The organism is Phyllobacterium sp. (assembly GCF_037994405.1).
Lineage (GTDB): Bacteria > Pseudomonadota > Alphaproteobacteria > Rhizobiales > Rhizobiaceae > Phyllobacterium.
Window position 1 is genome coordinate 1 of sequence record NZ_JBBNAN010000515.1, and the last position, 8,350, is coordinate 8,350.

9 protein-coding genes and 2 pseudogenes are annotated in these 8,350 nt (G+C 56.6%); 6 read left to right on the forward strand and 5 right to left on the reverse strand.

Annotated elements, in window-relative coordinates:
- Window positions 1-256, forward strand: a pseudogene (locus tag AAAC48_RS28560) (hypothetical protein); the annotation flags it as partial.
- A gap of 161 nt (window positions 257-417) precedes the next feature.
- Entirely contained in the window at window positions 418-687 is a 270-nt protein-coding gene (locus AAAC48_RS28565) for a type II toxin-antitoxin system VapC family toxin (RefSeq protein WP_340657427.1), read from the forward strand.
- 53 nt (window positions 688-740) lie between these two features.
- Here AAAC48_RS28565 and AAAC48_RS28570 read toward each other — a convergent pair whose 3' ends face one another.
- Window positions 741-2,525 carry an ABC transporter ATP-binding protein/permease gene (locus AAAC48_RS28570; RefSeq protein WP_340657420.1) on the reverse strand — a complete coding sequence of 595 codons (1,785 nt, stop codon included), beginning with the start codon at window positions 2,523-2,525 and terminating at the stop codon, window positions 741-743.
- 333 nt (window positions 2,526-2,858) lie between these two features.
- Here AAAC48_RS28570 and AAAC48_RS28575 point away from each other — a divergent pair, with 333 nt between their 5' ends.
- On the forward strand, window positions 2,859-3,071 hold the full coding sequence (locus AAAC48_RS28575) for a cold-shock protein (protein ID WP_027233379.1): 213 nt from the start codon (window positions 2,859-2,861) through the stop codon (window positions 3,069-3,071).
- Window positions 3,072-3,177: 106 nt separating this feature from the next.
- Here AAAC48_RS28575 and AAAC48_RS28580 read toward each other — a convergent pair whose 3' ends face one another.
- Window positions 3,178-4,209, reverse strand: coding sequence for an NAD(P)-dependent alcohol dehydrogenase (locus tag AAAC48_RS28580; protein ID WP_340657421.1), 1,032 nt, complete (start codon window positions 4,207-4,209; stop codon window positions 3,178-3,180).
- 125 nt (window positions 4,210-4,334) lie between these two features.
- Between AAAC48_RS28580 and AAAC48_RS28585 the strand changes: the two genes are divergently transcribed.
- Window positions 4,335-5,261: a LysR family transcriptional regulator gene (locus AAAC48_RS28585; protein ID WP_340657422.1), complete on the forward strand. Its 927-nt coding sequence runs from the start codon at window positions 4,335-4,337 to the stop codon at window positions 5,259-5,261.
- Here AAAC48_RS28585 and AAAC48_RS28590 read toward each other — a convergent pair whose 3' ends face one another.
- Complete coding sequence (locus AAAC48_RS28590) at window positions 5,262-5,876, reverse strand: glutathione S-transferase family protein (RefSeq protein WP_340657423.1); 615 nt, start codon at window positions 5,874-5,876, stop codon at window positions 5,262-5,264.
- A 242-nt stretch (window positions 5,877-6,118) separates the two neighbouring features.
- Between AAAC48_RS28590 and AAAC48_RS28595 the strand changes: the two genes are divergently transcribed.
- Entirely contained in the window at window positions 6,119-7,321 is a 1,203-nt protein-coding gene (locus tag AAAC48_RS28595) for a pyridoxal phosphate-dependent aminotransferase (protein ID WP_340657424.1), read from the forward strand.
- 44 nt (window positions 7,322-7,365) lie between these two features.
- Here AAAC48_RS28595 and AAAC48_RS28600 read toward each other — a convergent pair whose 3' ends face one another.
- The gene (locus AAAC48_RS28600; protein ID WP_340657425.1) at window positions 7,366-7,686 is read right to left on the reverse strand and encodes a type II toxin-antitoxin system PemK/MazF family toxin; all 321 of its coding nucleotides are present in this window, start codon (window positions 7,684-7,686) and stop codon (window positions 7,366-7,368) included.
- Window positions 7,680-7,934, reverse strand: a complete 255-nt coding sequence (locus AAAC48_RS28605) for an AbrB/MazE/SpoVT family DNA-binding domain-containing protein (RefSeq protein WP_340657426.1) — start codon at window positions 7,932-7,934, stop codon at window positions 7,680-7,682. Before AAAC48_RS28605 ends, AAAC48_RS28600 begins: the two co-directional genes overlap by 7 nt.
- Window positions 7,935-8,093: 159 nt before the next feature.
- Here AAAC48_RS28605 and AAAC48_RS28610 point away from each other — a divergent pair.
- A pseudogene (locus tag AAAC48_RS28610) lies at window positions 8,094-8,350 on the forward strand (protein-methionine-sulfoxide reductase catalytic subunit MsrP); the annotation flags it as partial.

Genomic DNA, 8,350 nt, shown 5'->3' on the forward strand with positions numbered 1-8,350 from the left:
TCTCCGGTGCGGACGCCGTGGCCGAAGCCATTGCTGCGCTGAAAGCTGGATCGCTGGAGGTCAGACCGCTGCAGGATTATTTCGTCTGATTGCCTCGTCCTGGCTGAACTTCAGGCAAGTTGAATCGCCAGGCGAAAGTCTTGTGATAACGGACCATGGCAAGCCAGTACTTGAGGTAGGTCCCTATCGCGCGACAAAGCGCAACGCGCTTGAAATGCTGCGGGGATCAGTGATGGATTATGAGAGGCCCCACTGACCCTGTCGCGGATGACGAGTGGGATGCGGGCACAGTGATCGCGATTGATACACACGCACTCGTGTGGTGGGTCACCGGCGACCCGGCGCTGAGCAAGCCGGCCGGCCGCCGCAGCGATAGAAAATGAGCAAGTCAATGGTGGTGAGATCATTGCCTCGGCAATCTCTGCTTGGGAAATTGCGATGCTCGTGGAGCGCGAACGGCTCGTTCTGTCAATGGATGTCGACAAATGGTTAGCCGCGGTGGCCGAAATCGAGGCGGTCCGATTTGTCCCCGTTGACATGGATGTTGCCACCAAGTCAGTGCCGGGCGCCTTTCACAACGATCCAGCCGGTCGCATAATCGTGGCCACCGCACGCGCACTTGCCGCGCCACTGATTACTGCAGACGAGAAAATACGAAACTATGTTCACGTGAAAACGATCTGGTGAACCCGCAAGCGGGTGGTACAGGAAAACAGCGCTTTGATCACCTTCAAACGACCTCAGACACCTTCGAGTTCCTCTTCTTCCATCCCATGGCCGGATGGATCGCTGACAAAATGCAGGACCTTGGCAAAGACACGATCATTCTTATCTTCGCGGCCGATATGCACCACCGTCGATTTGGCGAGATGATCACGCAAGACCGCCATTACGCGTTTATAGGCATCATGCTCCATGCCATCGAGCGCCTCGTCGATCACTACCCAGCTCGGCTTGTGCAGCTTGAGGCGAGCGAAGGCCAATAATTGCCGTTCATCATCGCTCAATTCCCTATCCCACCGAGCCTGGAAGTCCAGCATTGTCTCAAGCCGGTTCAAACCCAGGTCACGCAATGCAGCGACGAGCGCTTCGTCGGAAAACCCTTCCTTTCCAAGCGGGTATGACATTGCTTCACGCAGGCTGCCCGGCGGAAAGTATGGCAGTCGCGGCATGTAGAGGATGGTCGCACTGGCCGGAAGGGTGACCGTACCTGCACCCCAGGGCCAGAGACCGGCGATTGCCCGGAAGAGCAAGGTTCGGTCGATCCCCGGTTCACTGGTGATCAGCACACGTTCGCCTTCCTTGACGACCGCTTTCTTTTCTTTCAGGCGAACTGTCGCCCGAGGCGCCGTGATTTTCAGCGAATCGAGAACAAGCTGGTTGGCGTCGGTTTCTGCAAACTTTATCCGTTGCTCGACACTGTTCTGGATATCCGTCGCCTGTACCGCCTGCCGGAATGACGTCACACGCAAGAGCGTGGCACGCCAGTCAGCGATGGCGCCGAAATTATTGACAAACCATTTCAGCGCATCGTGCACCTGATTGAAGGCCCCGATCGCCGCCATCAACCCGCCAAATGACAGGTTTCCGGCAAAGTAGACCGGTGCCGCCACGAGAATGGGCGCGACAATGGTGATCCAGCCATAGCCCGACGTCACCCAGGTCAGTTGCGTGAGCGCCGTGACCAGCAAGCGGATGGCCGCGAGAAGCCGGTCGATGTCAAAGCCAAGCCTGCGGTTCTCGTCCGCTTCGCCGCGATAGAGCGAAATCGCATCAATGTGCTCATTCACCCGCATGAGTGAAAAACGCAGTTCCGACTCTTTCTGGTAGCGGTCCGCATTAAAACGGATCAGTTTGCGTCCGACGAGCCAGCTCAACCACGAGGCGGAAGCTGCATAAAGAATGGCTGCCCAAACCATGTATCCGGGGATGGAGAAGCTGTAGCCATAGACGTTGAACACGAAGCCGCTGGAGAATGTCCACAGTACGCCGACGAAGCTGATCAACAAGATCGATGCCTGCAAAAGACCGAAACCGAGATCAGTCGACATTTCCGAGAGATGCCGCGCATCCTCGTGCAGACGCTGATCGGGATTGACACCGATTGGTCCGGAATAGGAGAGCTTGAACGCGCGGCGCGGCTGCAGCCATTCGCCGACGATATCCCGGGTGAGACCTTCGCGCAATTTCAGGCGCGTCATCTGGTTCAGCCAGGTTTGGGCGACATTAAGAACGAGAAGGACCGACGCGATTGCAAAGAACACCATCAACTGGTCAATGAAGGCCGGAAAATCGCGCCTGGACAGTGAGTCATAAAAAGGAACATTCCATCGGTTCAGCAGCACCTGTCCCGCCGAAGTCACGATGATGATACTGAAGACACCGAGGATCATGAGAATCAGACGGTTGCGAACCGGCGACACCCAGTAAATTTCCCCGATGACGCGCAACTGGGAGAGGAGCCCGGCTTCCACTTCGCCCGCGACGGTGGTCGCCGCGGGTCGGTTCTGTTTCTGCTCCGCCATGAGTTTCCCCCGTGGACGACCGCGATTCGGCTTGTTCACTTTAGCATCTACTCTTAAAATACATCGGATAGTGCGCTGAAATCCAACAAGGAATGTAGGCGCAAAATCTACCCGTGCAACCCGGCGCACTTAACCCTGACAACAAACGCAATTGAATACGGCTTGTTTTGGCTCAGATTCTGTCATATGTATCCGGCATCGATTTTATCGGTCGAGTGACTTTGCGACCTGCGTAACCCGTTGCGCTTCCTGATGAACTCCATTGCATAGGTTCGATTCCCTGGGCCGCATATGTGCATGCTGCCTGTCTTATATATCTGAAAGGAATTTCCCATGGCTACGGGAACAGTGAAATGGTTCAACAGCACTAAGGGCTACGGTTTCATCCAGCCCGATACTGGTGGTGCAGACGTTTTTGTCCATATCTCCGCTGTTGAACGCGCAGGTTTGCGCGGTCTCAATGACGGCCAGAAGGTCAACTACGAGATCGTCCAGGACCGTCGTTCGGGCAAGTCGTCTGCTGATAACCTCAGCGTTGCCGGCTGATAGCCGTACACGGGAATCGTCTGATTTCTGAACGCACATGAATTTGAAAAGGCGGGATTTATCCCGCCTTTTTTGTATTTGAAATCAATGGATTAACCTTAGTTTTCTAACCGACTTCAACCACAATTTTACCGAACGGTCCATGATCGAGATGATCGAGCGCTGCCCCAAACTCATTCATCCTGTAGACCGCATCGATCACAGGCTTCGTCGCTGAAAGATCGAACGCTCTGACCAGGTCCTCCAGCGCACGTCTGTGCCCAACCTGTATGCCTTCGACGATAAGCCGCTTGCGTGCGAAGGCGCCAAAGCCACCGGAAACCTCGAGACCGTCAAGGATACCGATCAGCGAAATCCGCCCAGTAACAGCTGCCGCAGCGAGCGACTTGCCAAGATGAGCCCCACCAACCGTTTCCAATATATGATCTGCCCCATGATCGCCGGTCAGGCGATAGACGGCTTCGACCCAATCCTCGCGCTTGCGATTGATGCCATGATGAGCGCCTAGTTCCTTAGCTCGCGCCAGCTTCTCGTCCTCGCCGGAAACAACAATCACTTCCGCCCCGTGCATTAGGGCGATCTGCGCACCAAAAAGCGAGACCCCACCCGTTCCGAGCACGACCACCTTCTGCCCTGCCCGCAACGCGCCGCGCTCGACAAGTGCCGTCCATGCCGTGAGACCTGCGCAAGGTAGTGTGCTCGCCTCAACATGGCTCAAAGCCTGCGGACCACGAACCGCCCAATCCTCATTGAGTACAACATATTCCGCCAGCACGCCCTGCAACGACCCGCCCAGAGTGCGGCCGTTCGGATGACGCGCCGTACCTGGACCATCGCCGTTGATCCAGTCTGGCAGAAAGGTTGAAATGACGCGCTCGCCTACTGCAAAGCGCTTCACACGATCGCCCAGCGCAGCAACAGTCCCCGAGAGATCGGAGAGCGGTATCAGCGGCTCCGTCTGCGGATCGGGCAATCCAAACCCGTCATCGACCAGCAGCTTGTCACGATAGTTCAGCGAAACCGCTGCGACCTTGATCAATATTTCCCCTGGTCCTGGTAGAGGGATTGCCGCTTCGACAAGTGACAGGTTCTTCCTGCCGGCTGCGGTCAATTGCCAGCGTTTCATCGTGCTCGTCATACTCTGATGTCCTCTTTTTCACCCGATCATGGGTTACGGTCATCAATCTATACGAGCGATTAGCAATGCAGTTGCGCCAATTATCACCACCATTGTATCTCTTTGTTCTACAATAGGAGGTGCAAATGGATCGGCTCGCCGGTATTCAGGAATTCGTAGCAGTGGTGGATGCGGGTGGCTTTTCAGCTGCTGCCGACAAACTCCACCTCTCGCGCTCGGCAATTGGAAAAACCGTAGCACGGCTGGAGGAACGGCTGGGCGTTCGGCTTTGCCATCGCACGACCCGCACGTTCAAGCTGACTGGCGACGGACACGCATTTTACGAACGCTGCCTGCGGGTGCTGGCCGAGGTGGATGCTGCGGAAAACGCTGTAACGTCCGACAAGGGTGAACCCTCGGGCCGCCTGCGCATCAGCGTACCGGTGCTCTTTGGCCGGCGCTGCGTGGCGCCTGTCGTATTCGATCTCGCCCGCCAGCATCCAAAACTGCGGTTTGACGTGTCTTTTACCGACCGTCCTGTCGATCTGATCGAAGAGGGCTGCGATATCGTCGTGCGCAACGCGGTCTTGCCGGACAGCGCAGTTCTGACTGCCCGCCGGATCGCTCGGCAACGCATGACAATTTGCGCTTCGCCGTCGTATCTCGCTGCACATGGAACGCCAGCCTCAATGGAAGATATCGCCGGCCATGACGCGATCGTCTATGGCCGGGATGGCAACACGCGGCCGTGGCTCTTTCCCGATGGCCGTGGCGCCTCCTATGCCGCGCCAGCGCGCAGCCGGATCTTGCTCGATGATCTTGAAGCGGCAGCCGATGCAGCCGCCGGTGGGCTAGCCCTTGCCTGGTTGCCCTGCTGGCTCATTCGCGATCGGGTTCAGGATGGCAGTCTCGTCAGGGTCTTGCCCGATATCGAGCCGCTGGTTTTCGATACATTCGCCGTTTGGCCAAAAGCGCCGTTCATGCCCACGCGCATGCGCATCCTGATCGATGCATTGGCCGCGCGTCTGCCGGGAATGACAGGCGCTGACCGGGAAATCAAATCGAGCGGATGATCAATCCGGCAACCAGGTGATGGGAACGTGGCCCTCATCATTGGCGACCCGGCTCAACCACCTCGACACCGATGGATAGGCGGAAAGATCATAGCCGCCGCGATTGGCCTCGTGCGTATAGGCATAGAGTGCTATGTCGGCGATGCTGATGTTGCTGCCGGTGAAATAAGGCGTCTTCTGCAACTGGCTCTCCATAACGAGCAGCGCCTTGTTGCCGCCTTCCAGCGTGGCTGCAAGCCGCTCCGCGGTCGCATCCTTGGCCCGCTCCGGATAAACCAGCAGGGCTCGCCTGACCGCAATGTTGGGCTCGTGGGTATACTGCTCGAAGAATAGCCATTGATACATCAATGCCCGCTCATAGGCGTCCTCGGGAATGAACCTGCTGCCTTCCGCAAGATGCAGAAGAATGGCATTTGATTCTGCCAGCAGCCTGCCATCGTCAAACTCAAGCAACGGCACCTTGCCATTCGGATTCTTCGCCAGAAATTCGGGTTTGCGCGTTGAACCATCGGTTGAAGAAATGGCGATATGCTCGAAAGGCAAAGCCAGTTTTGCCATCAAAAGCCGAGGCTTGTAGCAATTCCCGGAATCAATCTGCGAATAGAGTTTTGGCATGGTGCTAGTCTCCTGTGGCGGGCGAATATTCCCGCTACTTCCATCTCTGTCCAATCATTTTGATTGAAGCATCATGCAAACATCCCTGATGTTTGCTGCAGTCCATGTCACACCCTGCACAGAAAAAGCACAATGTGAACCCTCGCAACCACGCTTTTGCTTGCGATTTGCTGACCGTTGCGACATAGCAGGCCCGCAAACCGTCTACCGGTCATCAACACTCGTTACTGGAGAACGATACCATGGCATTCCTCGCAGACGCCCTTTCCCGTGTGAAGACTTCCGCAACGATTGCGATCACCCAGAAAGCGCGCGATCTGAAAGCCGAGGGCCGGGACGTGATATCGCTCTCCGTTGGCGAGCCGGATTTCGATACACCGGATAATGTCAAGGAAGCAGCGATCGCAGCCATCCGCCGCGGCGAAACCAAGTACACCCCGGTATCCGGCATTCCGCAGCTGCGTGAAGCCATCGTTCGCAAGTTCAAGCGCGAAAACGAACTCGACTACAAGGCCAGCCAGACCATCGTCAGCACCGGCGGCAAGCATGTCATCTACAATGCTCTCCTTGCCACGCTGAACCCGGGCGACGAAGTCATCTGCGTCGCTCCCTACTGGGTGAGCTATCCGGAAATGGTTGCGCTATGCGGCGGCACCCCGGTCATTGTCTCTGCAACGCAGGATCATGAATTCAAGCTGCAGCCGGAGGATCTGGAGCGGGCAATCACGCCGAAGACCAAATGGATCATCATGAACTCGCCCTCGAATCCGTCCGGTGCTGCCTACAGCTGGGACGAGATGAAGAAACTGACCGACGTTCTCATGCTCCATCCGCATGTCTGGGTCTTGACTGACGACATGTATGAACATCTGACCTATGGCGATTTCAAATTCGTTACACCCGTGCAGGTCGAGCCGAACCTCTACGACCGCACGCTGACCATGAATGGCGTGTCAAAAGCCTATGCGATGACCGGCTGGCGCATTGGCTATGCTGCAGGTCCGCTGGACCTGATCAAGGCCATGGACATGGTGCAGGGTCAACAGACATCCGGCACCAGCTCAATCTCGCAATGGGCGGCCGTGGAAGCTCTTGATGGCACACAGGCTCACCTGCCGGTCTTCAAGAAGGCATTCGAGGCGCGTCGCGATCTCATCGTTTCAATGCTCAACCAGACCAACTTCCTCGAATGCCCGAAGCCGGAAGGCGCTTTCTATGTCTATCCGTCATGCGCCGCCGCGATCGGCAAGACCGCCCCGTCCGGCAAGGTCATCGCTACAGACGAGGATTTCGTCGGCGAATTGCTGGCGACGGAAGCTGTTGCGGCCGTTCATGGCTCGGCGTTCGGCCTCGGCCCGAACTTCCGCATCTCCTATGCCACTTCCGACGCCAATCTCGAGGAGGCCGGCAAGCGCATCCAGCGCTTCTGCGCCAGCCTGCGCTGACATCAGCACACCGCTTAAAATCAAGGGGCCTCGCGGCCCCTTTTTTATTCTTCGAAAACCGCTCTGAGCGTTGCAAGCGTTGTCCTCAATGTGGCTTGGGATACTTGCCCCACTTTTTTCACAAGGCGCTGTTTGTCGATCATCCGAACTTGGTCAAGAAGCACCAGACCTTCCTTGCCTTGAAAGCGTAGAGCCATTCTGAAGCCGGCAGGGCGACTTCCAGTTGTCATCGGTGCAGCAATAACCGTCCGCAGGTGATCGTGCATTTCCGGCGGTGAAATCACGAGACAGGGTCGTGTTTTCTGAATTTCGCTGCCGATGGTCGGGTCCAGGTCAACAAGCCAGACGTCGCCGCGTGTCACCATTTAAGATCAATGTCCGCTTCGTTGGGGAAGTCCGGCCAAACCGAAGCGTCGTCACCTTCTTCTGCCAACCTTTTCGCGTCCTCTGCCCAGCCAGCACGTGGTTGACTGCGGACAGGGGTGATGACGATGCGGCCGTTCTCGACCAGTATTTCTACCTCGTCGCCGGATTTTGATCCAATTTCCACAAGGAACGGCTTGGGGATAATCACACCCGAAGAATTCCCCATCTTTCGGACGGCGCTACGCATTGCTTACTCCAAGGTTATAACTTTGTTATAACCTTGGCGAATATTGCTGACAATCGCATTTAAAGGATTCGCGCGCAGATCAAACTTCACGGCATTGGGTGAAACCGATTGTCGAAAACTGGGTAGCTTCGGTTCGGAAGCTGTTTGCAAGGAAAAATCATGGTCGCGATCCACCGAAGGCCCGCCTGGGCAATTTCCGAAGCCTTGACAACTCCGGAAGATGCATTTCTCAACCGGCGCGCCATCCTCAAGGCTTGGGGTCTTGGGGCTATGGCGGTTACATCCTGGACAGCGCGGCCGAAATCAGCGCACGCAGCATCTCAGCAGAAGCCGGCAGGCAATCCTGCCCTCTATCCGGCAAAGCGCAATGCGGTCTACAAGCTGGATCGCAGCCTCACGCCCGAAGAGATCAATTC